Origin of the sequence: Vibrio sp. 661 (assembly GCF_033339315.1) — a bacterium.
In the GTDB taxonomy this organism is placed as follows: domain Bacteria; phylum Pseudomonadota; class Gammaproteobacteria; order Enterobacterales; family Vibrionaceae; genus Vibrio; species Vibrio alginolyticus.
Map to the genome: position 1 here is coordinate 347341 of NZ_JAWOUJ010000001.1, position 24640 is coordinate 371980.

Annotated in this window: 24 protein-coding genes; 18 read left to right on the top strand and 6 right to left on the bottom strand. The window is 44.7% G+C overall.

All coding sequences use genetic code 11. The annotated features are described in order from the left end of the window. The first annotated feature begins 2 nt into the window (after positions 1 to 2). Genes fliF through fliJ form a run of 5 tightly spaced genes read left to right on the top strand, consistent with a single transcriptional unit; the run spans position 3 to position 5300 of the window. A complete protein-coding gene (gene fliF, locus R7P69_RS01575; protein ID WP_005384024.1) occupies positions 3 to 1754 on the top strand; it encodes a flagellar basal-body MS-ring/collar protein FliF in 1752 nt (583 codons plus the stop codon). Further along, positions 1723 to 2736: a flagellar motor switch protein FliG gene (locus R7P69_RS01580; RefSeq protein ID WP_005375048.1), complete on the top strand. Its 1014-nt coding sequence runs from the start codon at positions 1723 to 1725 to the stop codon at positions 2734 to 2736. The genes fliF and R7P69_RS01580 overlap by 32 nt, the downstream gene beginning before the upstream one ends. 4 nt (positions 2737 to 2740) lie before the next feature. Then, positions 2741 to 3496: a flagellar assembly protein FliH gene (gene fliH, locus R7P69_RS01585; protein WP_005375050.1), complete on the top strand. Its 756-nt coding sequence runs from the start codon at positions 2741 to 2743 to the stop codon at positions 3494 to 3496. Continuing rightward, positions 3489 to 4835, top strand: a complete 1347-nt coding sequence (gene fliI / locus R7P69_RS01590) for a flagellar protein export ATPase FliI (protein WP_005375057.1) — start codon at positions 3489 to 3491, stop codon at positions 4833 to 4835. The genes fliH and fliI overlap by 8 nt, the downstream gene beginning before the upstream one ends. A gap of 24 nt (positions 4836 to 4859) precedes the next feature. Next, positions 4860 to 5300, top strand: coding sequence for a flagellar export protein FliJ (fliJ, locus tag R7P69_RS01595; protein ID WP_005384016.1), 441 nt, complete (start codon positions 4860 to 4862; stop codon positions 5298 to 5300). A 16-nt stretch (positions 5301 to 5316) separates the two neighbouring features. Here fliJ and R7P69_RS01600 read toward each other — a convergent pair whose 3' ends face one another. Beyond that, positions 5317 to 6375 carry a S1 family peptidase gene (locus R7P69_RS01600; protein ID WP_206958283.1) on the bottom strand — a complete coding sequence of 353 codons (1059 nt, stop codon included), beginning with the start codon at positions 6373 to 6375 and terminating at the stop codon, positions 5317 to 5319. Positions 6376 to 6448: 73 nt separating this feature from the next. Beyond that, positions 6449 to 7342, bottom strand: a complete 894-nt coding sequence (locus tag R7P69_RS01605) for a LysR substrate-binding domain-containing protein (RefSeq protein ID WP_158173234.1) — start codon at positions 7340 to 7342, stop codon at positions 6449 to 6451. Between the two features lie 128 nt (positions 7343 to 7470). On the opposite strand from R7P69_RS01605, the gene R7P69_RS01610 reads away from it, so the two are divergent. The 6 genes from R7P69_RS01610 (at position 7471) to R7P69_RS01635 (ending at position 12755) form a co-directional block, all read left to right on the top strand. After that, complete coding sequence (locus tag R7P69_RS01610) at positions 7471 to 8394, top strand: DMT family transporter (RefSeq protein ID WP_213885227.1); 924 nt, start codon at positions 7471 to 7473, stop codon at positions 8392 to 8394. A 99-nt stretch (positions 8395 to 8493) separates the two neighbouring features. Beyond that, a complete protein-coding gene (locus tag R7P69_RS01615; protein WP_238952460.1) occupies positions 8494 to 8940 on the top strand; it encodes an SRPBCC family protein in 447 nt (148 codons plus the stop codon). Positions 8941 to 9023: 83 nt separating this feature from the next. Continuing rightward, on the top strand, positions 9024 to 9776 hold the full coding sequence (locus tag R7P69_RS01620) for a phosphatase (protein WP_005375066.1): 753 nt from the start codon (positions 9024 to 9026) through the stop codon (positions 9774 to 9776). Between the two features lie 156 nt (positions 9777 to 9932). Continuing rightward, on the top strand, positions 9933 to 10322 hold the full coding sequence (locus R7P69_RS01625) for a cytochrome b562 (RefSeq protein WP_021035869.1): 390 nt from the start codon (positions 9933 to 9935) through the stop codon (positions 10320 to 10322). A gap of 218 nt (positions 10323 to 10540) precedes the next feature. After that, positions 10541 to 10900: a hypothetical protein gene (locus R7P69_RS01630; protein WP_080276971.1), complete on the top strand. Its 360-nt coding sequence runs from the start codon at positions 10541 to 10543 to the stop codon at positions 10898 to 10900. A 415-nt stretch (positions 10901 to 11315) separates the two neighbouring features. Further along, entirely contained in the window at positions 11316 to 12755 is a 1440-nt protein-coding gene (locus tag R7P69_RS01635) for a PepSY-associated TM helix domain-containing protein (protein WP_238952465.1), read from the top strand. A gap of 51 nt (positions 12756 to 12806) precedes the next feature. Here the strand turns inward: R7P69_RS01635 and R7P69_RS01640 are convergent, their stop codons facing one another. The 3 genes from R7P69_RS01640 to R7P69_RS01650 all read right to left on the bottom strand — a co-directional run bounded on the left by R7P69_RS01640 (position 12807) and on the right by R7P69_RS01650 (position 14701). Continuing rightward, positions 12807 to 13190 carry a VOC family protein gene (locus tag R7P69_RS01640; RefSeq protein ID WP_009704980.1) on the bottom strand — a complete coding sequence of 128 codons (384 nt, stop codon included), beginning with the start codon at positions 13188 to 13190 and terminating at the stop codon, positions 12807 to 12809. Between the two features lie 30 nt (positions 13191 to 13220). Further along, positions 13221 to 14150: a LysR family transcriptional regulator gene (locus R7P69_RS01645; protein WP_017635503.1), complete on the bottom strand. Its 930-nt coding sequence runs from the start codon at positions 14148 to 14150 to the stop codon at positions 13221 to 13223. A gap of 77 nt (positions 14151 to 14227) precedes the next feature. After that, positions 14228 to 14701, bottom strand: coding sequence for a hypothetical protein (locus R7P69_RS01650; protein WP_033906704.1), 474 nt, complete (start codon positions 14699 to 14701; stop codon positions 14228 to 14230). A gap of 288 nt (positions 14702 to 14989) precedes the next feature. Between R7P69_RS01650 and R7P69_RS01655 the strand changes: the two genes are divergently transcribed. The 4 genes from R7P69_RS01655 (at position 14990) to R7P69_RS01670 (ending at position 18746) form a co-directional block, all read left to right on the top strand. Beyond that, entirely contained in the window at positions 14990 to 15673 is a 684-nt protein-coding gene (locus tag R7P69_RS01655; RefSeq protein WP_033906705.1) for a spondin domain-containing protein, read from the top strand. A gap of 9 nt (positions 15674 to 15682) precedes the next feature. Beyond that, on the top strand, positions 15683 to 16378 hold the full coding sequence (locus R7P69_RS01660; RefSeq protein ID WP_238952472.1) for a spondin domain-containing protein: 696 nt from the start codon (positions 15683 to 15685) through the stop codon (positions 16376 to 16378). Between the two features lie 146 nt (positions 16379 to 16524). Then, on the top strand, positions 16525 to 17256 hold the full coding sequence (locus R7P69_RS01665; RefSeq protein ID WP_017635499.1) for a response regulator transcription factor: 732 nt from the start codon (positions 16525 to 16527) through the stop codon (positions 17254 to 17256). 116 nt (positions 17257 to 17372) lie between these two features. Then, complete coding sequence (locus R7P69_RS01670; RefSeq protein WP_238952473.1) at positions 17373 to 18746, top strand: sensor histidine kinase; 1374 nt, start codon at positions 17373 to 17375, stop codon at positions 18744 to 18746. Between the two features lie 28 nt (positions 18747 to 18774). Here R7P69_RS01670 and R7P69_RS01675 read toward each other — a convergent pair whose 3' ends face one another. After that, the gene (locus R7P69_RS01675; protein WP_047102368.1) at positions 18775 to 19290 is read right to left on the bottom strand and encodes a superoxide dismutase family protein; all 516 of its coding nucleotides are present in this window, start codon (positions 19288 to 19290) and stop codon (positions 18775 to 18777) included. Positions 19291 to 19831: 541 nt separating this feature from the next. On the opposite strand from R7P69_RS01675, the gene R7P69_RS01680 reads away from it, so the two are divergent. The 3 genes from R7P69_RS01680 (at position 19832) to R7P69_RS01690 (ending at position 24563) form a co-directional block, all read left to right on the top strand. Further along, positions 19832 to 21241, top strand: a complete 1410-nt coding sequence (locus tag R7P69_RS01680) for an aminotransferase class V-fold PLP-dependent enzyme (RefSeq protein ID WP_047102367.1) — start codon at positions 19832 to 19834, stop codon at positions 21239 to 21241. 62 nt (positions 21242 to 21303) lie between these two features. Further along, positions 21304 to 22236 (top strand): transporter substrate-binding domain-containing protein, encoded by a 933-nt coding sequence (locus tag R7P69_RS01685; protein WP_017820522.1) that lies wholly within the window; start codon positions 21304 to 21306, stop codon positions 22234 to 22236. Further along, complete coding sequence (locus R7P69_RS01690; protein ID WP_085569381.1) at positions 22233 to 24563, top strand: putative bifunctional diguanylate cyclase/phosphodiesterase; 2331 nt, start codon at positions 22233 to 22235, stop codon at positions 24561 to 24563. The genes R7P69_RS01685 and R7P69_RS01690 overlap by 4 nt, the downstream gene beginning before the upstream one ends. Positions 24564 to 24640: the final 77 nt, after the last annotated feature.

Consider the following 24640-nt stretch of genomic DNA (forward strand, 5'->3'; position numbering starts at 1 on the left):
TCATGTCAGAACTAACCCCCCAAGTCGCCGGAAACACAGCTATGGCTACCGGCACAGCACAGACATTTTCTACTGCCAACGGCATGGACGATGTGACAACGAAGCTGAAGCAAATCTGGTCTAGCAGTCAGAGAAACTTAGTGCTATCTGCGGTGTTAGCTGCGATTGTTGCAGCGATTATTGTGGTTGCACTATGGAGTTCCTCGCAGAGCTTTCGTCCGCTCTATAGCCAGCAAGAGCGTTTTGATATCGGCGAAATTGTGTCGGTATTAGAAAGCGAAGGCGTAAGCTACCGCATGCAAGAGCAAAATGGACAAGTTCTTGTACCAGAAGGTGAGGTTGCGAAGGTACGCATGTTGCTTGCATCAAAAGGTGTTAAAGCTAAGCTGCCGACAGGTTTGGATTCGCTCAAGGAAGATAGCTCTCTTGGTACGAGCCAATTTATGGAAACGGCGCGTTATCGTCATGGTTTAGAAGGTGAGTTAGTACGTACTATCATGTCTTTGAACTCAGTAGCGAACGCGCGTGTTCATTTAGCAATACCTCGTCAAACTCTATTCGTCCGCCAAAACAGTGAGAATCCATCAGCATCTGTCATGCTTGAGCTCAAACCTGGTGAAGACTTAAAGCCTGAACAAGTTGAAGCGATCATTAACCTAGTGGTTGGCAGTGTCACGGCAATGAAGCCAGAATTTGTTTCTGTCATTGACCAGTACGGCCGTCTTCTTAGTGCGGATGTCGCTTCTGCGGAAGCCGGTAAAGTAAACGCGAAATATCTTGAATACCAGAAGAGTGTTGAAAAACAGATCATCCAACGCGCAGCAGACATGCTTACGCCGATTGTGGGGCCGAGTAACTTCCGCGTACAAGTCGCTGCCGATCTGGACTTTAGCCAAGTTGAAGAAACACAAGAAATTTTGGATAACGCGCCGGTTGTGCGTAATGAGCACACCATTCATAACAACTCGGTTGATCAAATTGCGTTGGGTGTTCCAGGTTCTCTAAGTAACCAACCGCCAGTGACAGGATCTGGTGAAGTGGAAACGAACGACAGCCAAAACACGAATGCGCGATCTGAAGTGAATCGTCAATATGCTGTAGGTAGTAGTGTTCGTCGTACTCAATACCAACAAGGCCAAATAGAAAAGCTTAGTGTCTCGGTTCTGTTGAACTCCAAAGCTTCGCCAGATGGTGTTGCGTGGAGTGAAGCCGATAAAGAGCAAATCTCAAACATGATCATGGATGCTGTTGGTATCTCTGCCACACGAGGTGACAGCTTAAGTTTAATGAGTTTCAACTTCACCCCAATCGAAATTGATGCTCCTCCTGCACTGCCGTGGTGGCAAGACCCTACAGTACAGCAGCCAATACGCTACGTTATTGGTGGCTTGTTAGGCTTGGCGATGATCTTCTTCGTACTGCGTCCATTAATCATGCACCTGACTGGCGTTGATAAACCTGTGCCTGAGCTAAATTTTGCTGAGCCTCAGGAAGAGCCTGACTACGAAAACTTGCAAACGCGTGAAGAACGCGAGCATGAAGAAGTACTTGATCGCCGCCTATCTGAAAAAGGCATCTCAGCCTCTTCAGGTTTAGATGTAAACAGCGACATGCTACCACCAGCAGGTTCGCCATTAGAAATTCAATTGAAACACCTACAGCTTATTGCTAATGAAGAGCCAGAGCGCGTAGCCGAAATACTGAAACAATGGGTAAACATCAATGAACACAGTTCTATCAAAGCAGACGCTTAGTTATGTTGAACAAACCGCGCTCGTGCTATTAGGCATGGGCGAGGATGCCGCAGCGAAGGTTTTGCAACACTTTAGCCGTGATGAAACCCAGCGTGTGACTCGTGCAATGGCGAAGTTAAATGGCATTAAGAGCGATTCTGCTCGTGGTGTTATTCAAACTTTCTTTGAAGATTTCCGTGAGCACAGCGGTATTCGAGGAGCCTCTAAGGAATACCTATCTAATACATTGCGCAAAGCGTTGGGTAACGATTTGGCAAAAGGGTTATTAAATACCTTATATGGCGATGAAATTCGCAACAATATGCAGCGCTTACAGTGGGTGGAAGCAGAAACTCTCGCTCGTTTCATTGTGAATGAGCACCCACAAATGCAAGCAATTTTTCTAGCGTATTTGCCAGCGGACAGCTCTTCAGCGGTATTGAAGCACTTGCCACAAGATTACCATGACGAAATATTGTTCCGTATTGCTCAATTGCAAGATATCGATCATCAAGTTGCCGTTGATTTGCATGAACTCGTTGAGCGTTGCATCGAAAAAGTATCCGCAAGTCAAAGCACGCCGTTATCAGGTGTTAAGCAAGCAGCAGATATCATTAACCGCTTTGAAGGTGACCGTGGTTCATTGATGGAAATGCTGAAGTTGCATGATGAAGATGTTGTTAATGCAATCGAAGAAAACATGTTCGACTTTATGGTTCTTGGCCGACAACGCGAAGAAACTATGGACATGTTGGTGCAGCAAATCCCGCTAGAGTTGTGGGCAGTTGCGCTAAAAGGTTCCGATATTACCTTACAACAAGCTATTAAGCGTTCAATGCCGCAACGTATGGTGAAAGCGCTAGAAGATGACATGGACGCACGCGGCGCTGTTGCGTTAAGTCGAGTTCAAAAAGCACGTCAAGACATCATGCAAATGGTACGTGAGCTGGATGAATCTGGTGAAGTTCAGCTGCTTCTCTATGAAGAGCCAACGGTGGAGTAAGGTCATGCTAGAGACAAAATCAAGTACTATGCGATTGCCTCCGAGCGGGTATCGTTTACACCGTTTTCCGCCTTTAGCGCAACCTAAGACTATCGAAGACGAATTCGGGCTAGATAACCAAGGCTGGCAAGAACCTCAAATAGATATCCAACAGCAACTTGAAGAAGGTTTTCAACAAGGTTTGCAACAAGGACATGAGGAAGGTTTACGCCAAGGTATCGAACAGGGCAAGCAACAAGGTCTGTTGGAAGGTCAAAAAGAAGGTTTCCAAAAAGGCTTTGTTTCCGGTGAGCAGTCTGGAAAGCAAGGCTTTTTGGAGGCGGCGAAGCCTGTCAATGAACTTTTTCACGCCCTTTCTCGTTGGCAAGATGAAAAAGAACAGCAACAACGCCATATGATTTGTGAACTGGTACAAAAGGTTGCTCAGCAAGTGATTCGTGCTGAGCTCACTTTAATGCCTCAGCAGATCCTAGCTTTGGTGGACGAGACATTGTCTGCCATGCCTGGTAAAGCGGAAACAGTAACTGTGCATTTAAATCCGCAAGATTTAGAGCGCATTACTCACATCAATGCTGATTTGCCGCAATCTTGGAAACTGGTCCCTAATACGGAGCTTCCTATTGGTGGCTGTCAGTTAGTGACTGATGACGCAGAAGCGGATGCGAGCTGCGACTCTCGTTTGGAAGCCTGTATGGACAATGTAAAGCAACACCTTTTGGATGAAGTCAGTATTCCACAGGTAGAGTCTGAGCATGAGTAATACCCTAAGCCATGAACTATTAAGTGAGCGTTTGAGCGAAGCCTTGGCTTCGCTCGATTCAATCCCTGTTGCTCGCGTAACAGGGCGATTGATAAAAGTAAACGGCTTAATGTTACAAGCCGTAGGGTGTCGGTTTAAGCTTGAGCAGCGTTGTCTCGTAGAAACCGCGGAAGGCGATATGATCGAAGCGCAAGTTGTGGGCTTTGAACACACTATTGCTTACCTCATGCCTATCCGCCGTTTAGGCGGTCTGTTTGCAGGTGCAAAAGTCATCCCTCTTGATGGTGACAGTACCGTGCAGCTAAGCTCTCAGTGGTTAGGACGCGTACTGAATGGTTTAGGTGAGCCGTTAGATGATGGGGCTCCGCTTAAGGGGGGAGATCGAGTTTCACTTGAACCAAAACCGATTAACCCACTGAAGCGACGCCCAGTTGATACACCACTCAACGTAGGCGTGCGAGCGATTAATGGACTATTGACGGTAGGCAAAGGCCAACGTATTGGTTTGATGGCTGGCAGTGGCGTCGGTAAAAGTGTGTTAATGGGGATGATCACCAAAAACACGGAGGCCGATGTAATTGTGGTCGGGCTTATTGGTGAGCGAGGCAGAGAAGTACGTGAGTTCATCGAGAGAAACTTAACCCCAGAAGCGCGCAAGAAAGCGATCATTATCGCGGCTCCTGCTGATGAATCCCCGCTAATGAGGTTAAGAGCGACACTACTTTGTCATCGCGTTTCAGAGTATTTCCGAGACCAAGGCAAAGACGTTCTACTTCTGATGGACTCTCTAACCCGATACGCCATGGCACAGCGCGAAATCGCTCTTTCGCTCGGTGAGCCTCCAGCTTCTCGTGGTTATCCGCCCTCAGTCTTCAGCGTATTACCTCAACTCCTAGAGCGAGCGGGTAACAGTGAAAATCAACATGGTAGCTTAACGGCAATTTATACCGTATTGGCAGAAGGGGACGACCAACAAGATCCTGTCGTGGATTCCGCGCGCGCCATCTTAGATGGGCATGTCGTTTTATCGCGTCAACTGGCTGAGCAAGGGCATTATCCCGCGATAGATATCAACGCGTCTATTAGCCGTTGTATGAATACTTGTACGCAGGACGCACACAGCACGATTGCGAATAACTTCCGTCAAATGTACTCCAACTACCTTCAGGTTAAAGAGTTACTGCCATTAGGGGGTTATCAACCAGGACAAGATCCTGAGTTAGATCAATCTGTTGCTATGTATCCAAATTTGCGTGCATATCTACAACAAGCTGCCAACGAGTCTGTAGATTACCCAACCAGTTTGACCGAGCTCGCGCAGCTTTTTCAAAGTGCTTAATCAAATGGGAGTGACAAGGCTGAAATGAAATCCAAGTTAAAAGCCGTAGGCAAGTTACAGCAAATGGAAGAAAAACAGCGTGACCGTGTGGGTCAACAACTTGATGCCATGCGTCAGCGTCACTCCCATCTTTCAATGCAATTGGAACAGTTGTCGGCGTTGAAAGGCCACGCTGGACAATCAACCCGAACCGGCCCGACGCTGACGAGCGCGGCTTTGATGAACTTTAATCGTGTTGACCAAATGCTACAAAGAATGCTTCGTCACCACGAGCAAGAGCAAGCCGTTATGCAAGCGGAATGTGCATCTGTACAGAAAACGCTAGAACACAAGCACGCACGCGTTCAAGGGTTAGAAAAAGTGCTTGAACGTTGGCGTACTAAGCAGAACTATGAAAAAGCGAAAAAAGAGCAAAAGATGATTGAAGACATCATTAACTCTCGCGTTAAGCGCAAGATATTATGATGTCTTGTTGACGCTACTAGGAGCGCGAATAATTTCTGCGGTGTCTTAGCCAACCAAACCAGCCTCCAAGCATGATCAACCCTGATCCGAGAGCACCGCCGCCACTGCTGCCGTTGTTACCAAAGCCAGATGTGTTGGTATCGACAGGCTCAAAGCCAGAGTCCCCTTCGCTATGATAATCTTCCGAACTTGCTAAGAGGGCGTTATAACTGGTTTTTACACCTGAGCTGGTTTGGGTCTCAATCCATGTTGCATAGTTCAAAATCTCGGTAAACACACTTGGAATCGCAGCGGATTCGCAAACTGAAGAACCGTAGCTCACAATGCCAATTTGCTGATACATGCCATTATTGTCTTGATAGGTGAGAGGACCGCCTGAGTCACCACGACAGATGCCAGTGTAGCTTCGTTCAGGAAATCCATTCGCACATAAACTTTCCTGAGCGTTAAACCCTGTTACCAACGAAGCGCATTGGGTGTCGGTAAGGGGTTTTACTTCTGCCCAGCGTAAATAGTTAGGGGAGCTTTCATCATTGGTTGAGGTCTGACCTAAACCGAATATCTGATAAACTGACTTGCTGCTGTAGTCTCCAAAGTCTTGCGGTAAAGTGATGGATTGGACGTTATCGGTGATAGGTCTAGTCAATTCAAGGACAGCGATGTCATTAATCCATAAATCGCTAGGCACATAATCAGGATGAATCGTGATAGAGCGAACATCTTTGAATTCTTCAACAAACACGTCATTCATCGTAGGGTTTTTGACTAGCACTCGTAGATCGTTGATTGTCCAGCCATCAGTAAAAACGCTTGGTTCTACGCAGTGGGCCGCAGTTAAAATGAAGCGGTCGTTTACAATGGTTCCCCCACAAATATTGGCAAACTGATTAGCGCCAGTTTTATGTAGAATAAGACGTGCAAAAAAAGGAAGTTGGTTTTGGGTAGCCTGCTGACCCCCAATAATTGCCGTGGAGATCCCTTGTTCTGAAAGGCGGTTATCATTTTCTACTTCAGCGGTCGTACTCAAAGATACTGCAAAACAGAGTGCGCTTAGCCATATTTGATACTGCTTCATAAACCATCCTTGGATGAAAAGTGCTCTTCTAACTTTATACTAGTTTTTCAGTGAATGTGCTTAACAAAAGTTTCTAATAGTTGAATGATTGTTGTAGCCAAGATCGCAACAGATGAAACGATTCAAGCTTTAGCTTGTGTGGCGGGCATACAAAGTAAAGCTGTTGATGAGGATTAATGACGGGTTCACCCAGCTCGATTAGCTGACCATATTTGATGTCATCCTTCACAAACAAGCGATGAGTGACCAATAACCCCAAACGACGAGTTGTGGCCTGGACGGCTTGTATCGACATGTTAAAAGTGATTGGTTTTTTATTTTTAGGTCGCTGGATACCCGTCGCGTCCTGCCACACGTTCCAGTCATTTTTTCTTCGCTCGTTAGTAACTTCAATGATGGGATATTGCTTTAAGAGTTGAGTGATGTTTGAGTCCTTTGTCTTCGCTATCAATTCAGGACTGCACACCAAAACCAGTTCATCTTCACTGAGCTTTTCGCAGTAGTAATCCTGCCATTCTTCGGGATTTCCATGCACCAAGGCCGCGTCGATACCTTCTTGTTCTAAATTGAATCTGCCAGACAGGTTTGATAAACGAACGTCTAATTGAGGAGCAAACCCTTGTAAATCTGACATTCGAGGAATCCACCAGTGAAGAGCCAATGAATTCACCATATTGAGCGTAACACGCTGCAAGTTCTGATCTTGGATGAGTGCTTCCGTTGCATCGACAATTTGCTCTAAAGCGGGTGCCACCTTTCGGTAATACTTTTTACCGTCCGCATTGAGTTGAACTTGTCTGCCTATGCGATCAAACAAAGGCTTGTTGACTTGACTCTCCAGCGATTTAATCGCCTGACTTACGGCTGAGTGGCTCACACTTAATATATGTGCTGCTTCTGTCATGCTGCCAGACTCAGCTACTGCAACAAATGCGTAGATGGACTTTAAGGGGACTAGTTTCCGCATAATTTAAAAACCGTAGCTGGTGATAGATAAGTTAAACTGTAAGTTTTTCTTACATCAATGGTTAATATTAGTCGCTATTTACTATAAGTGATGTCTTTTAAAATACTCCATATATTAAGGAGTATTGAATGAATGCTGTAAATAAATCTATCCTTTTCATGTTAATGTCTACGTTAAGCTTATCTGTTACTGGACTGTTAGCAAAGCAGTTGTCAGGCGAACTTTCCGTCACACTATTTAGCTTCTTACGTTTTTTGGTGCCTGCGCTTATCTTGCTTATCTTACTTCGTGTGAAAAACCTTACCTTTCCTAAAGCGGGCACGCTAAAGCCTATTTTATTGCGTGCTCTTTGTATCGGTTTGTCACAACTTTGCTTTATCGCGTCATTACAAACGTTAACGCTCGTTGAAGGGGTTGTGTTGTTTGCTACTGGCCCATTATTTATTCCCTTGGTCGAAAAGCTGTTCATGAGGGGGCGCATTCGTGTTTCAACATTGGCGGCTTTAGCAATGGCGTTCACTGGTGTGGTTATGTTGGCGGGCGGTGGAAGTGGGATTACATGGCGAGCGGATTTATTGCTCGGCTTGGCTGGTGGACTCTTCAATTCTGGTTCTCAGCTTACGTTATATAAAGTGAGTAAAACAAATATGTCGCCGCTAGAAATCAACTTTTGGGCGTTTGGTTTTGCTGCCGTATTTCTGTTGCCGCTAACTTTGTTTAACGACTTCGACGTGTTACTTAATATGAGTGTTATGGCGCCTGAGATTTCTTCAAATATGCTGTGGATCGGTATGATGTCTCTGATGATCATTAACACCCAAGTTTTTCGCTCCAAAGCATATAAACTGGCAAGCAGTGGCTCTCAACTTGCACCACTCATTTTTACTAACTTATTGTTCACTGCGGTTTGGCAGAGCCTGTTTTTTGAAGACCGAATGAGTCAAAGTCAAATTGTTGGGATGAGTTTAATAGTGCTCGCAATCATACTGAACACATGTTGGGTTCGCTTTACGGCGCATCGCAGTGGCGGTTTACAAGCGAGAACTTCTTAGTCTGTCGGAAAATGAAGGGGGCAGGTAGATAAATTGGTCGTGTGGTTTGATTTTTCCTGAGTATGGGCTAGCGTCAAGAAAGGTTCAAGGAGAGAAATCATGCTTACGCTAAATTATTACCTCGAAATTTCGGCGACACCGCAACGAGTGTGGGAAGTGCTAACCGATGTTGAGTTGTATAAACGTTGGGCGCAAGCCTTTTCACCGCAGTCTCAATTTGAAGGAGCTTGGGAAGAAGGAGGTGGCATCACTTTTTTTGATCCAGATATGGGCGGGACAAGGGCGATCATAGATACGGTGCTACCGCTTCAAAAACTTGAATTTCATCATGTTGCCATTTTTAATCCGGATAATCGTCAACAACTCGATGCTGACCTAGCATCTAGGTGGATCGGATCGCGAGAGATCTACCAGATCGATACCAACAACAATCGTTTACTACTCAATGTTACCATTCATACTCACAACGACTTTGTTTCTATGTTTAATCACGGATGGGAAAAAGCCTTACCCTTGATAAAAGCCATTTGTGAAGAGCAAGCTTAGGGTTCTTGCTTATCTTGGGCTGACGATGCGTTGCCTGAAGGTATACAATAGCACGCAAGATAGCGCACCTAAGAGAGTGGATGATGGAATTTAAAGTTGATACCCATACACATACGTACGCCAGTGGTCACGCGTACAGTACCTTGATTGAAAATGCAAAGTTGGCAAAAGAGAACGGGCTGGATATGTTCTGCACGACCGATCACGCAGAATCAATGCCGGGTGCGCCTCATTACTGGTTCTTCTCGAACCAGAAAATTCTGCCTCGCTTTCTTGAAGGCGTTGCGATTATTCGTGGCGTTGAATCTAACATTATGAATACCGAAGGCGACATTGATATTCCACTGAGTGTGGACCGCAACTTAGATTGGGTGATCGCGAGTTTTCATGAACCCGTTTTTCGTCCTGCAAACAAGCAAACTCACACGGAAGCACTTGTTAATGTCATTCAGAGTGGTCGTATTGATGCGCTCGGTCATCTTGGTAATCCAAATTTCGACTTTGATTTTCAGACCGTTTTAGCGTGCGCGAAAGAGCACAATGTCGCGATTGAAATTAATAACACCACGCTGAAAGGCAACAGCCGAGTAGGCAGCGTAGACCGTTGCCACGAGATTGCACAAATCGGGAAAGATCTCGGTGTTTTCTTCACCACGGGCAGTGACGCGCACTTCTGTCACGATGTTGGTAATCTGGATTTGGTTGGAGAGTTAATGGACAAAGTGGGTATTGATAGCAAGAAAGTGATTACTCACACCGCTCAGCAGTTTTTGTCTTTCTTAGCTTTGAGAGGCCGTAAACCAATTGCAGAATATGACAGCATTCTCAACGCATAAACTTGATTACATTTAAGGTATGCACCCGACGCCAGATTGCTTTACACTGCGACCCGGAAATACTCAACTAAGCTAGTTTTTCGCCTTTTATGGCGTAGGTTATTTGGGTGAATAAAGCCGACACAGAATTCGGCACTATAAATGGAGAAGTGAAAAATGTTACGTCCTTTAGTCCTAGGGTGTGCGATTGCGTTTGGCTCAACATACGCAATGGCAGAAGCGGTTGATTTAAAACAAAACATGAAACAGATGAAGATGGAATTCAAACAGGCGGCAGAAGCATCTGATGTCGAAACCATGAAATCTGCGATTGATAGCTTGCAAGCGATTGTTGAACAATCTAAGCGTGGTAATTACCCACCAGAGAAGTTTGATACTTACTTAGAAGGCTTTAACAAGCTGACGGTAACGCTAGATAAGATTGAAGCGGATCTTGATGCGGGCAAGCTACAAGAAGCAAAAGCTCAACTGCGTGAAATCGATAGTCTTCGTGAAGAGTACCACGACAAGCGGAATCCAAGCATTTGGAGCAAGTTGTTTGGCTAATTATCTACTGAGCGGAGCATTTGCTCGTGGCAGTGGATTACGCGTTATCTCTAAGTAATGAATGAACACATTATCAGCCTGCCATTTCGGCGGGCTTTTTTGCGACTGTCAATCGATGCATTCAAGAAAACCTGTGAGGTAGCAAGCACTTATTGATCCTGTTTTTGAGTTATCACTCAAAATTGGTTACGCTGTGTGAAATTTGTTAAGTCACCGTTATGCGTAGATTAATTCCTTTTTACCGCTCGATGTTATTTGCTAGTGCTCTCAGTTGGGTGCTAGTGACACTGATGCCTGTTATCAATGCTCATGGTAACAGCATGGGCGTGTGGGCGACGCTATGTACGCTTAACGGATTTGAGTTGGTCCAAATAGAAGAGGGCGACAATTCGGTCAGCCACAAAGGCAAGCCTTGTCCGTTTAGCCACTTCTCGACTTTTCATCACGATACACTTCCAACGACACCGATACTTTCAAGACAGAGCTTGGTGACTTCTGACAGCTACGCTTATTTGGCTCTAAGTGTGCGATTTGAAACACCAGTTCCTCGAGCGCCGCCAGTTTCCCTTTTCTCATAACAAAAACAATTACACGATACCCAAGTAACCTCGAGATGCTTGGTTCAGCGAGAATGACTTGGTTTGTAGACGCGGCGGCGATTTAAAGGTCTAGTGGGTCTAAATCAAGATATCGACAACAAAGTATACAAGCCAAGGCAACTCGCCCTTCGGGAGCGTGTTATTGCTCCGATTGCTGCTTCAAACAACTTGGAAAGAGTTGTCTATTACACAGCGTTGTTTTCTTTGCACTCGAATCAATGACAACGCTCTGAATCCAGCATCTTGAAGTCACTTGGGTATACAGTCAGCAACACTGCCACTTCGAGCAGTGGTACTCCCAAATCTAAGTCAATTAGCGCCGCATACAAATGTGTATGTGCAGGATGCGTTTGACTGAATTTGGGTGTTCAACAATGAAAAAAGGAAAATACACATGTTGAGAAACTCGGCAAAGCCTCAACTCAAGGAAGCCTCACGCGCAAAATCCATCTACTTTATGACGTGGCGATGGCACTTTTACGCAGGTTTGTTCGTCATTCCATTTATGCTCATGCTTTCCCTCACGGGGTTGGTGATGTTGTTTGATGATGAAATCGAACTGGCTCGATACGAAGCGACATTACAAGTTTCACCACAAGAACAAATGGTTCCTGTCTCTGCACAATTAGAAACCGTAAAGCAGGCGTATCCCGATTTTAATGTCACTCAATTTGTACCTGCTAAAACGGCCGATATTGCCAACCGATTCTCGATTCAAAACCAAGAAGGCAGCTCTCTGATTGTTGCAGTAAATCCTTACACAGGAGACGTACAAGGCACCATTAATCGTGGTGATAGCATCTATGAACTGATGAACAGCATTCACGGCACCTTGCTCATCGGCGACCTAGGTGACCGCTTAATTGAAATCGCCGCAAGTTTGGGGATTTTGCTGTTGGTGTCTGGTTTGTACCTTTGGTTACCTAGAGACAACGCCAGCCGCGCCGGCTTTTTGAAAATCCGCTTTAACAATGGCCCTCGAATTTTGATTCGTGACCTGCATGCGAATTTAGGTGGTGTGCTGTCGATTGTGCTGTTGTTCTTTTTGATTTCAGGATTGTCGTGGGCAGGGATCTGGGGTGCGAAAATGGTACAAGCTTGGAATACCTTCCCAACCTATTACATATGGGGTGAGAAACCGGAATCCACACTGACACATAAAGATCTTAACCATGGTGCATCAGAAGAGATGCCATGGAACTTAGAGCTTGCTGCTGTGCCAGAGTCGAAAGATAAGCCCGCTCATGATCATGCCAATATGAAGGAAGATATGGCATACGCAGGCAGTCATGATGCGCTCTCCATTGATGATATCATCCTCAAGGCTGAAATGATGGGCTTCACTGGCTATAAGCTGTTTTTGCCACGCTCTGAGACGGGCGTTTACACCGTTGCAGCTAACTCTATGGGTGGCGATATCTCTGACCCAAGACAAGATCGCACCAGCCACTTTGACCAGTATTCCGGTCGCTTGTTGGTGGATGTAACGTGGCAAGATTACAGCCTATTTGCCAAGTTCATGGCGGCAGGTGTGTCATTGCATCAAGGTGATGTGAGTATATTGAACAAAGTACTCAACGTAGTGTTCTGTTTGGCGTTCATCTTAATCTCAATCACAGGCGTGGTGATGTGGTGGATTCGTAGACCAAGTCGCAGTGCTGCATTAGGGGCGCCACCTAAGTTTCAGCAAGACAGTATTTGGAAGCTTGGCTTAGTAACGTTAGTGATATTGTGTCTCGCGTTCCCGATGGGCGGTTTCGCGATTGTTACGGTTCTTGCACTGGATTGGCTGTTGTTTAACCGCGTTGAGAAGCTGAAAACAGCGTTGAATTAGTAACAGACAAAGAATGGAATGGTAAAAGAGCCAGCGACGTGCTGGCTCTTTTTATTTCTGGTAAATCTCCAATGGCAAGCCATCTGGGTCTTGGAAGAAGGTAAAGGCTTTGCCTGTGAATTCATCAATACGAATTGGCTCAACTTCAACGTCATTTGATTCTAGGTAGGCTTTCACCTGTTCAACATCATCAACCAAAAAAGCGAGATGCCGTAGCCCTTGCGCTTCAGGAAAGCTCGGTCTCTCTGGTGCGCCCGGAAAGCTAAACAGTTCAACTTGACTGCCGTCAGGTAAAGCGAGGTCAAGCTTGTAGGAGTCTCTGGCTTCACGATAGTTCTCGGCAATGACTTTTAACCCCAACACTTCAGTGTAAAAGCGTTTTGACCTTGGGTAGTCGCTGCAAATGATCGCGACGTGATGAATAGCATTAAACATGGTTAGCCTCTTCAAACATGGCTCGTATCCTCAAGCATGGTTAGTGTCCTCGGAGACTAAATGCTCCTTAACGAAGTCGATAAACACGCGCAGACGAGCAGGCATGTATTTGGTTTGCGCATACTGCATCGCGATAGCGCCGTGGTAGTTACTCTTGATCATCCAATCCGGCAATACTTCCACCACTTCCCCTTGCTCTAACGCGTCTTTGATTACGAAGTCATGGAAGATCCCAATTCCTAAGCCTGACTTAACGCCATTCAAGCGCATTTGAGAATGGTTAACGGCGTAACGTCCACTCACGGCAATCGAGTGGAAAGCTTCTTCTTTAAAGAAAGACCAGATGTTGTCTTTGTCGTTCTCCGCAAGATAAATACAATCGTGCTGCTCAAGCTCAGTCGGATGCTCTGGCATACCGTGTTTGGTAAGGTAATCTGGAGAGGCGCACAAAACAAGATTGGTCTTGCTGATCTCTTTGAGGACCAGATTCTCATCGGGTTTGTCGGTGAGCTTAAAGGCGACATCAATACCTTGGCGGAAAAGATCAATCTCACCATCTGCTGCACGCAGCTTAAGCTGAATATTTGGATAACGTTCTAGGAATGGCAACACAAACGGTTGAAGAACCGAATTAAGAAATGCTTCAGGGGCTGCTACTGTGAGTGCGCCTGTTGGCTCAGAATGATCTTCCGCAGATAGCTCAACGGCTTGCTGCGCGGCATTCACCATTGCAATGCTTTGGTCATAAACCTTTTGTCCTGCTTGAGTGATGATCAACTTACGAGTCGTGCGCTCAAACAGTTTCACCGAGAGGGCTTGTTCCAACCGTGTGATCAACTTACTTAAAGCCGATGGCGTCACGCCGAGTTGTTTGGCTGCAGCGGTAAAACTGCCTTCGTTTACCACCAAGATAAACGAAGCAAGATCAGGAAGTAGGGCAATGAGTTTTGGATTAACCATAATTGTTCAGTTCTGCGCAGCGGAATAACGATATTGTCTGGTACGGTTTCACGAGGTTCAAGTGTCACCGTCTCGCTTTAACGATATTTTGCCAAAAATGCATTGAGTGCAGGCAAGCCAGATTCACCAGTATGGTATTGCTGCCAACAGTGATAAATGGCCGTTTCATGGTCTGCAATTAACTCGATAGCTTCTCGCTCAGCGATTGAATACTGTTGTGAAGCGTTCACTTCTTCATGCCACTCTCGATATTTGACCTCATAAGGTTCTACCCACTTCAGAAGAGTCGCCACCAACTCTTGCCATGGTAAACCAATCCACTTAGTTGCATCTGCCAAGCCTTTATCCAGCATCTCTTGGTGTCGACTTTCGATATCCATGCCATTTGTTAGCAGTACAGGTTTGAGCTTTTCTGCGGTTAGCTCTTCCACTTCAATCAAGGTTTGCCACAGTGTTTGTTGTTCACTTTGGGTGTAATGGCTCAAGTAGTGGTTGAAAAAAGCGATGCCGTAGATTTCGCCATAGTAGGCAGACAGAACGTTATGAATCATGGTGAGAATCGTGATTTAAACAGGGAATATCGCATTGTAGGAGGGGAAAGCGCGACGTGTAAACACCTGATTAAGAGTAAAAAAGTGCTGCTGACAGAATTCGAACAGAACTTGTGAGAATTTTATGAGAATTCGATGAAGTTGCTGATAGATTTGCTCGTCATTCTTAGAGGCAAGAACGCAAAACGTTCGAAACGTAATGCTTAACCTACTCAAGTCACGAACAAAGAAGTAAAGCCGTACACATGGGCTTGGGTAGTTCAACCCTCATTAAAGGATGGAATCACAATGAAAAAACGTACCCAACTCGGACTCGTCATGACTTCAGTCGCTATGGCACTAGGCTCTGCATCAGTGAATGCGGCGGAATTGGAAATCACCGTGACAAACGCAACCAAAGGCATCTACTTTACGCCTCTTATTGTTGCCGCACATGGTTCTGATCTTCAAATGTTCAGAACGGGTCAAGCAGCAACGCCAGAACTAGAAGCAATGGCAGAAGGCGGTGATATCTCTGGTCTTGCTAGTGTGATTGGTAACGCTGGTGGTGCGGTGGTTGAGAATCCTGCTGGTGGCATTTTGAATCCGGGTGTTGCAACCACCTTCACCTTGGACAGTGGCGACCACGGTTATCTTTCTCTGAGCGCGATGTTGTTGCCAACCAATGATGGTTTCGTCGGTCTGGATAGTTGGAAGATTCCAACGGAAGCGGGTACATACCGAGCAACGCTAAGAAGTTACGATGCCGGTACAGAAGCGAACGATGAACTTGCGTCTAGCATGCCAAACCCACCTTTCATTACCTTTGGTACTGGCGGCACAGGCGTTGAAGCAACGGTAACTAACGACAAAGTTCACGTGCATCCGGGTAACCTTGGTGATAGCGATCCAGCCGGCGGCATCAGTGACCTAGACAGCAGCAGCCATCGTTGGTTAAACCCAGTTGCAACCATCACAATCGTTGTGAAGTAAGGGGGATGTATGAAATACAGAATCTTACTAGTTGCAGCTTCAGTCGGCTTGCTCGCCGGTTGTCCAAGCGATGATGATAACGATGTAGTGAAATCGTACCGCTACACCGTCAACGTGGCGAACTTGACTGCGAATCAACCTATGTCTCCGCTCGCGGTACTCACTCACAATGGTGACTACCAACTGTTTGAAATTGGACAAGCCGCATCTGTTGAACTTGAGCATCTTGCCGAAGGCGGGAGTAACGCTGAGCTGATTGAGTTGATGAACAGCAATGACAGTGTTTACCAAGGTATTTCGGGTAATGGATTGGTGTTGCCGGGTGCATCGGACGAAGTCACCATCACGGTTGACCCTAGTCGTTACGGTTACTTGTCTGTTGCGTCTATGTTTGTGAATACCAATGATGCCTTTGTTGGCGAAACGGGGCTATCGCTCAAATCGCTCGCAGTGGGTGAAAGCTATGAAATGAGCATGAACGTTTGGGATTCTGGCACGGAACTGAACGATGAACTTGCCGCAACCATTCCAGGCCCAGCAGGTGGCGGTGAGGGTTTCAATGCCGCACGTAATGACAGCAATGACATTGTTGCTTTTCATGCGGGTGTTGTTAGCCAAGATGACGGATTAGCAAACTCAGCACTTTCTGCGAACCATCGTTTCCTTAATCCAGGTGCGAAAGTCACCATCACTCGAGTCGAGTAACACAGGCTCCGATGACGTCTCCTTTCCAAAGCGCTTGTAGCCGAGCGCTTTATCCCTCATGGCGTCATCGGAACCTTTTTTGAAAGAATTTCTAATTTGTTCCGGTCATGTGCAAAGTGAGGATACTCGAAGGCAAGGAAAGGACCATGGAACAACAGGCAATCAATTTAGTCGCGAACATCTTGTTGGTGGAAGATGACGATGATTTGGCAGAACTGGTTCAGATGCATCTCAAGTTTCAAGGACACCAAGTATCGCGAGCCACAAATGTCGCCGATGCTAAAACGCAATACCAGCAACAACCCTTTGATTTATTGATCCTTGACCGAGGTTTACCAGATGGTGATGGTCTAGACATTTGCCATTATTTGCGTCAGCAACAAGATTGGAGTCCAGTGCTCATGCTGACAGCCAGAGACGGTGAAATGGACAAGGTAGACGGCTTAGAAGCGGGCGTTGATGACTACATCACCAAGCCATTTAGCGTATTAGAATTCCAAGCACGAGTGCGAAACGTGCTACGCAGAGTCAGCCAAACCGCAGAAGTCAAAGTAGCAAACGAAGTCCTCGATGATGCGATGGATTTTGGTCCGCTGAGAATCATTCCGGAGTTGCACCAAGTATCCCTAAACGACAAAGACGTCACTCTTACCGCGACAGAGTTTACTTTGCTGCAGTTTCTCGCGACTCGTCCGGGCAGAGTCTACAGTAAAGATGAATTGCTCGATCACGTTTGGAACACCAGTCATTCTGGTTATCACCATACGGTGTGTAGCACCATTAACCGTTTACGCAGCAAGCTGTCGTTGTCTGACTCTGATCATCACTTCATTCAAACCGTGTGGGGTGTTGGATATAAGTTTCAGCCAAGACACTAATGCAAGAAAGTAAGTCAAAACATCAAGCCAAGACAGTAAGTCGGCAGTTGTTTTCACCGTCATTTTTTAATCATCACGGGTGTTTCAAAAACACCGCTGTTTAAGGAGGCGATAGGATGAGCTTCAAATCTCGCTTGGTAGTATTTACTAGCTTGTGGTTCTGCCTCGCGGCGGTGGTGATTGCACTGACTTACAATTGGCAAAAAGAAACCATTGAGTTACGCACTAAGCAAAGCCTGCATAAAGAGCTAGCTAGCCATATGCGTGACGATAATCCGCTAATGATCGGCACGGATTACAACCCTAAAGCACTCAAGTCGATCTTTCACACGCTCATGCTGATCGGTCCTGACTTTGAAATCTACTTTCTCGATAGCCAAGGCAACATCACCACCCATGCTGCACCAGAAGGGGCGGAGATCATGGGTAAGGTGGATCTCAATCCCATTAAGCAATTCTTAAATGACCAACCTTTTCCTATTTTGGGTGAAGACCCACGTAATCGTGGTGAGCACAAAGTCTTCTCTGTCGCGGCGATAGAGGAATTAGGCTCTACGGTCGGTTATCTCTACGTGGTGATTGGCAGTACCCGACATGACGCCATTGCCAATGCTCAAGTCGATACTCCTTATATCGCGCTGGCAGGACTGGTCTTAGTGTCCATTTTAGGCTTTGCTTTTGGGGCTTATGTGCTGGTCAAACGTAGTCTGTTGAACCCGATTGAGCGTGTGACCAAACAACTTCAACAGCAAGCTGAACATGATTTCCGCCTGCAACCTGATTTCACTCACCAAGTGCCAGAACTCGTGCCGATTGCGCACTCTTATCAGATGATGGCGAAGCACATTCAGCAGCAGTTTTTACAGTTGGAGTATCAATCGTCTCATCGTCGTCAAAGCTTGTTGCAGCTTAGTCATGATTTAAAAACGCCGTTATCGAGCGTGCTGGGCTATTTGGAAACGTGGCGTTTGCAACATCCGGAATCCGATCCTTTGATCGACGTCGCTTTCCGAAATTGTGAGAAGCTCTCAACTCAACTGCATTCTTTGTTAGACGCCGCGCGCAAAGAAGCTCCAATGCCAAACTACGAGTACCGCCCCGTAGATCTTGGCGCGTTGATGGCAGAATGTGCCGAAACGATGCAGAGCCAGTTTTCTCGTAAAGAAGTGGTGTTGAAAGTGGATATCGATAGCGAAATCCAAACCGTGGGTGATAAAGGTCTTTTAGAGCGGTTGGTGCTTAACTTGCTTGAAAATGCATTGCGTCACAGCCCAATCGGCTCGGAAGTGCATTGCCAAGCGCATTTGAGTGAGGATAAGTCACGTATCCACTTTACCTTCGTCAATCACATCGAGGAAGAAGCGGAGGGCGGTTCTTTGGGGATCGGGACGAAGATTGTTCAATCGATCTTAATGCTTCACCACAGCTATCTTGAGACCAATGCAACCTCCTCTCAGTATCAACAGAAGTTCACACTTCTCGCAATCTAAAGAGAAGTGTGAGACATAAAGTTAATGTTTATTCAATAACACCACATACGACGCGAGCGCCACCACCACCTAGCTTATTTGGGTGATCGGAGTGATTGTCACCACCTGCATGGATCATTAACGCTCGACCTTTTAAATCCGATAATTTTAGGCGAGGAGCGACAACGGGCTGATTGGCATTGCCGTCCATGTCCACATAGAGTGGAGGCAAGTCGCCTAAATGATTGTCATCGGTCCAAGGATAGCCATGCTTCCCTGTGTTGTTAGGATCATAATGGCCACCTGCTGCGCCGCCTAATACGGTTTTGTCATCCTTTTCTATGCTATCGCAAGATGGATTAGTGTGAATATGGAAACCGTGCACACCTGCTGACAAACCTGATAATTGAGGCGTAAAAACAACGCCATAATCACTTTGTGAAATCTCAATGGTACCCGCACTCTCATTGGTGTTGAGAGCAGTCATTTCTACCGTTTTTGCTAGCACGTTAGGGGCGGCGACAAGAGCGGATGCAACTGAAATGCATAGCAATCCTTTTAACATGGGACCTCCTTCTTTTAGGGTGTACGCTCAAGCACATATTAGTGAAAACCTGTTTTACTTATGTCTGTTGAGCGGTGAGTTTATGTCATAGAGTGATGTGTATCACTTTATGGTCTTAAACTGATATCTCGATCCGAAATCAGCTTTCTTTTATTTAGTCTTAACATGTTGAGATCGTTAAGATATAAAAAGAATAGACGCCAATCTTAAAATAGCCTGAATATTTTTAAATTAACGCAAAGTTAAATTTTTAATGACTTTATAACAAAGCTCATAATTGTTTTATAAAGAATTTGGTGGAATTGTCCGCAATAAAGAATAATCAAATTAACGAATATATTAATGTGAACATTGTTGTTTATAGATTTGTGGTCAAACTGTTGCTTATATCATCAAATAAGATAAAAAATTGGAACTAAAGTCACTTAATGGCAGAGGAAAAAATTAAACTCTGATTGTAATGGGTAATAATGTTTTAGTAACAGATAGTTACGCACTTAAAATTAATAATATGGCTAATTTCCGACAAGGATTGAAAAAGATGAAAGACAAGGAATCTATTCAGACTAATAGCAGCCGCCGTAATTTTCTGAAAGGCGCAACAGGAGCTGTTGTTGCTGGTGTGAGTGCTTCCGCTTTCTCAGGCGTAGCTCAAGCACGAGAACAGAAAATTGATTGGAGCAGCCGCGGGCTAGGTAGAAAACATGATAAGCGCTTCTGGCGTAAAGTGCGAAGACAGTTCGTTTTGGACAAACGAACCACTTACATGAACATTGGTACAACAGGTTCAATGCCAAAACATGTTCTTGAAGATTACGAGCATAACAACAAGCTAGTGGCTAAATATCCTTGGGATATGAAAGGCAAATTTGGCTCTTGGCCGTATGTTTCTGAGATGGTTAAAGACGTCGCACCAGGTTTTGGTGCTAACCCAGAAGAGATCATTCTCAGCCGCAACACTACTGATGGCTTATGCTCGATCATTAATGGCTTACACTTTGAACCAGGTGATGTGATTCTAACGACACACCATGAACATATTGCTGCAACATCACCTATGAACGTAGCGAAACATCGTTTTGGTGTGGATGTGGTAGAAATTCAACTACCAGTATTTACTGGTACTGAAAACGTTTCTGAGCAAGATTACATTCAAGCGTTCCGAGACGCGCTTGATACGAATCAAAACGTTCGCCTAATTGTTTTCTCTCATATCACATACAAAACAGGAACCGCGCTACCAGCAAAAGCCATTTGTGCTTTAGCAAAAGAGTATGGTGTGCCTACTCTTGTTGATGGCGCTCATACGGTCGGTATGTTTGACCTTGATTTCCACGATATGGATTGTGATTTCTATGCAGGATCTGGTCATAAGTGGCAGTGTGGTCCGGGCGCGACAGGTATTCTGTATGTTCGTGATAACGGTAACCGTTTGAATGAGTATTGGAGCGACCGAGAGAACCCGTTATGGTTGATCAACTCCTCACTTTCTCATGCTGATTACCTGGGTAAACAGCTGCAAATGCAATACATTGGTAACGATAACTATCCTGCGAAACAAGCACTAGTTGATAGTTGCAAAATGTGGGATGAGATTGGTCGAGACCGTATCGAAGAGCGAGTTGTAAGCCTTGGAAGTTTATGTAAAACCTTGCTTCAAGAGTACTTACCACAAGCCAAAATGTATTCACCAAACGTGGAAGGCTTAACCAGTGGCTTAACGACGGTTAACCCGTTCTCCGATGTAACTAATGAAGAGATACTGACGGAATTCCGAGATCGTTTACGTGAAGAGTATGGTTACATCATCCGTACGACTAGCTTTAAGCTGCATAAGGATGATGACTTTGATACTTACGCGCTGCGTATCTCTACGCATTTGTTCCATGACGAACAAGATGTGGAAGGGCTCGTAGTGGCGATGACGAATTTGTATTACTCGTCGTTCTAACATCGTTGTTTATCACTCAAGCGCCCATTATTGGGCGCTTTGTGAAAGGTAAGGATATTATTATGTCAGTCATAACATTCAAAAGAACTTTAGCGACGGTGGCGCTCATGGTTACCTCTGTTGCGTCGTCTGCCGCTTGGTCAGACGATTTACAACAAATCCGTGAACGTGGTGTACTGCGTCACATTGGTGTCCCGTACGCTAACTTTGTCTCCTATATTGAACAAGGTGAAGTGGAAACTTTGACTGGCTTGGATGTAGAGATAATAAAAGGTTTTGCCAAGTCGTTAGGTGTTCAGTACCAGTATGTTCCAGCACAGTGGAGCGACGTGGTTGGTAAGTTGACAGGGCAAAATGTGCAATATCACAACAAGCAGGCTGTTGTCGGAGAAAGTGTTCCAATTGAAGGCGATTTGATCGCAAATGGCGTTACTATTCTTGATTGGCGTTCTGAGGTTGTCGATTTTTCACAAGATTATTTTCCTTCAGGTGTATGGTTGGTTTCCAGATCCGACTCTAGTCTGAGCCCGATTAAACCAAGTGGGTCGGTCGATGAAGATGTTAAAAACGTCAAGCAGCTGATCGATGGTCGCGAAGTGTTAGCTTTAGAACATTCTTGCTTGGATCCTAACCTTTATGACTTATATGACACAGGTGCAAAAGTTATATTACCTGATGGGGCGCGTCTCCTTAATGAGATGGTTCCAGCGATAATGAAAAATGACGCGGAAAGCACATTATTAGATGTTGCGGATACGCTAATTGCCCTCGAAAAATGGCCGGGTGAAATAAAAGTCATTGGCCCTATATCTGAGAATCAAAAAATGGCTGTTGCATTCCGTAAAAATTCCCCTGAATTACGCAAAGCATTTGATCGTTATTTAGACTCGATAAAACAAGACGGTTCATACGAAAAACTAGTAAAAAAATACTATCCATCTATTTACTACTTTTATAACGATTACTTTATAGAAGATAAAAAGAAACTCCGATGAATAAGGCCGTTAAAAAATTTTCCAGTAAAAGATTTATTACAATAAGCGCAATATTAGTTTCAATTTACTTAGCTATGCTTATTACTGTGACTAGCGTAGGTCAAAATAAGTTAAAAGAATCTCAATACAGAGAACTAGATTTAAAAGTAAAAAGTTATGCAAGCACACTCGATAATTTATTTACCATAGCGAGTGAAGATGTTGATAATCTAGCTACAGATAAAACAATACAAACATTCTTTGGTAATTTAGCTTCTGGCATGTCAATGGAGTATGGATTAGGAGCCAGTCTAATTAATTTAAAGCGTCGCTTCGATGAGAAGATAGACAGTAAGCTAATTAATAGCAGCCAAATCTATAAGAAGCTCACGCTGGTAGGCAGTGATGGAGTCACCATTGTCACCACTGGATCTGAAAACCTTGCCGAGCACAAAATGGACATACAAACCTTAATGACTCAACACGGGCATCCCGAAGAGGTTTGTGCGACGCGATACAATGATGACGTTCGCATTCAAGTCATTAAGCAAGTTAAGTTCTCCGGAAAGCCTGTTGCTTTTTTAATTGCCGATCTTAATAAGAATATTGTTATTGACCAACTTACTAACCAAGAACACGAAGATAGTTATAGCCGAATGGTGCTAAAAATAAAAGACGTGGAAATGGTTGTATGGGATACCATAAATAAAACACCTTCTCACAATAAGGATGAGAACTATTTCGTTTCTGAGGCTGTAGACGGAAAAATTTACTTTGAAGTGCCTGTGGATAAACATCACTTTAAATTGATGGCGTGGTTCGAGCCTTTGAGTGAACGAGATATATTTACATCACGGCTCTTTATTATTGGTTTGAGTATTCTGGCCGTTATGATCGTCATTGCTTTATGTTATGCATTCATCACGAACAATAATAGGATTGAATTGAAAATTAAGCTTGAGGAAGAAAAAAAGCGTAAAGATATTCTTTCTCAACAGAATAAAAAATTAACGAACGAAATTGAACGTCGAAAAGCGTCTGAAAAAGAACTCGCCTTCCAAGCTAAATATGACACATTAACTAATTTGCCTAATCGTAGTTATGGTTCCGAGCGATTGGCTTTGGAGTTAATTAGGGCATCGCGTAGTGGGTCTAAAGTTTTGGTGATGTTCATCGACTTAGACCACTTCAAGCAGATTAACGATTCAATGGGACACTTTGTTGGGGATGAAATCCTTAAACTCAGTGCTCAGCGACTGTATCAAGTCGCGAGAAAAACAGACTTATTGGCGAGAATTGGTGGGGATGAGTTTTTACTCGTCATCCCTGATTTGCCTGATAATGATACTGCAAAGCGAGTTGCTTCAAGTGTACTTTCGGCGTTTAACGATCCGTTTGTTTGGAACAACCATGAATTCTTCTTGAGTAGTAGCGTCGGAATGTCTGTGTTTCCGGATGACGGAGACAACGCTGAGCAGCTTCTTGCATGTGCAGATATGGCAATGTATCGGGCGAAACAAGATGGGCGTGATGGCTTTTGTTTTTATAACCATAATATGAACCAAGATTTGCAACGCTATTTGGATCTGGAAAATCGTCTGAGAAGTGCGATCTCCAATCAGTTGTTAGAGCTGTATTATCAGCCAATTATTGAGCTGAGTAGTGGTAAAATCGTAGGGGCAGAAGCGCTAATGCGTTGGAATGATGACAAGTACGGATTCGTAAACCCTGAAGAGTTTATCTCTATTGCAGAGAAAAATGGTTTAATTCATCAAATTGGTGAGTTTGCTATTCAACAAGCGTGTCGACAAGCGGCACAATGGCAAAGTCTGACTCCGTTGTTTGTTTCTGTAAACTTTTCTAGTGTTCAATTTAGGTACTGCGAGCGCTTACTTACGTTTATTAAACACAGCCTTGAGGAGTCTGGTCTTCCGTCAGATAAGTTCGATATTGAAGTGACAGAAAGTCTCCTCTTTAATCACGATTCTGAGCTATTAGACATGCTTAATAACTTACGAGCGTTAGGCACCAAACTTACTATTGATGATTTTGGTACTGGTTATTCTGCGCTGAGTTACTTGCAGAAGTTTCCGTTCGACCGCTTAAAGATTGATCGTAGCTTTATGCAAAATATGTTCGAGAACGACTCAGACCGCGAGCTTGTGAACGTAATCATAGCAATGGCGAAAGCGCTGGATCTTAAGATCGTCGCAGAAGGCATCGAAGAACAGCGTCATGTGGATTACCTGAAAAACCTAAACTGTGAGTTCGGACAAGGTTTCCACTATAGCCGACCATTACCTGCTAAGGACTTTGAAACACTTTTGGCTAAGCCTACCTGGCTATAATTCCTTTTATAACAACCTTATAGAAAAGCATTAATCGAACTTGTGCCTAGGATTCATTAATGCTTTTCCACCTTAAG

Coding starts and splice junctions, on each gene's coding strand:
- R7P69_RS01650 (WP_033906704.1), bottom strand. CDS start 14,701: ATGATTCATAACGTTCTGTCTGCCTACTATGGCGAAATCTACGGCATC.
- R7P69_RS01610 (WP_213885227.1), top strand. CDS start 7,471: ATGAATGCTGTAAATAAATCTATCCTTTTCATGTTAATGTCTACGTTA.
- R7P69_RS01640 (WP_009704980.1), bottom strand. CDS start 13,190: ATGTTTAATGCTATTCATCACGTCGCGATCATTTGCAGCGACTACCCA.
- fliF (WP_005384024.1), top strand. CDS start 3: ATGTCAGAACTAACCCCCCAAGTCGCCGGAAACACAGCTATGGCTACC.
- R7P69_RS01635 (WP_238952465.1), top strand. CDS start 11,316: ATGTTGAGAAACTCGGCAAAGCCTCAACTCAAGGAAGCCTCACGCGCA.
- R7P69_RS01615 (WP_238952460.1), top strand. CDS start 8,494: ATGCTTACGCTAAATTATTACCTCGAAATTTCGGCGACACCGCAACGA.
- R7P69_RS01670 (WP_238952473.1), top strand. CDS start 17,373: ATGAGCTTCAAATCTCGCTTGGTAGTATTTACTAGCTTGTGGTTCTGC.
- R7P69_RS01645 (WP_017635503.1), bottom strand. CDS start 14,150: ATGGTTAATCCAAAACTCATTGCCCTACTTCCTGATCTTGCTTCGTTT.
- R7P69_RS01620 (WP_005375066.1), top strand. CDS start 9,024: ATGGAATTTAAAGTTGATACCCATACACATACGTACGCCAGTGGTCAC.
- fliI (WP_005375057.1), top strand. CDS start 3,489: ATGAGTAATACCCTAAGCCATGAACTATTAAGTGAGCGTTTGAGCGAA.
- R7P69_RS01665 (WP_017635499.1), top strand. CDS start 16,525: ATGGAACAACAGGCAATCAATTTAGTCGCGAACATCTTGTTGGTGGAA.
- R7P69_RS01685 (WP_017820522.1), top strand. CDS start 21,304: ATGTCAGTCATAACATTCAAAAGAACTTTAGCGACGGTGGCGCTCATG.
- R7P69_RS01580 (WP_005375048.1), top strand. CDS start 1,723: ATGAACACAGTTCTATCAAAGCAGACGCTTAGTTATGTTGAACAAACC.
- R7P69_RS01605 (WP_158173234.1), bottom strand. CDS start 7,342: ATGCGGAAACTAGTCCCCTTAAAGTCCATCTACGCATTTGTTGCAGTA.
- R7P69_RS01675 (WP_047102368.1), bottom strand. CDS start 19,290: ATGTTAAAAGGATTGCTATGCATTTCAGTTGCATCCGCTCTTGTCGCC.
- R7P69_RS01690 (WP_085569381.1), top strand. CDS start 22,233: ATGAATAAGGCCGTTAAAAAATTTTCCAGTAAAAGATTTATTACAATA.
- R7P69_RS01630 (WP_080276971.1), top strand. CDS start 10,541: ATGCGTAGATTAATTCCTTTTTACCGCTCGATGTTATTTGCTAGTGCT.
- R7P69_RS01600 (WP_206958283.1), bottom strand. CDS start 6,375: ATGAAGCAGTATCAAATATGGCTAAGCGCACTCTGTTTTGCAGTATCT.
- R7P69_RS01680 (WP_047102367.1), top strand. CDS start 19,832: ATGAAAGACAAGGAATCTATTCAGACTAATAGCAGCCGCCGTAATTTT.
- fliJ (WP_005384016.1), top strand. CDS start 4,860: ATGAAATCCAAGTTAAAAGCCGTAGGCAAGTTACAGCAAATGGAAGAA.
- R7P69_RS01660 (WP_238952472.1), top strand. CDS start 15,683: ATGAAATACAGAATCTTACTAGTTGCAGCTTCAGTCGGCTTGCTCGCC.
- R7P69_RS01655 (WP_033906705.1), top strand. CDS start 14,990: ATGAAAAAACGTACCCAACTCGGACTCGTCATGACTTCAGTCGCTATG.
- fliH (WP_005375050.1), top strand. CDS start 2,741: ATGCTAGAGACAAAATCAAGTACTATGCGATTGCCTCCGAGCGGGTAT.
- R7P69_RS01625 (WP_021035869.1), top strand. CDS start 9,933: ATGTTACGTCCTTTAGTCCTAGGGTGTGCGATTGCGTTTGGCTCAACA.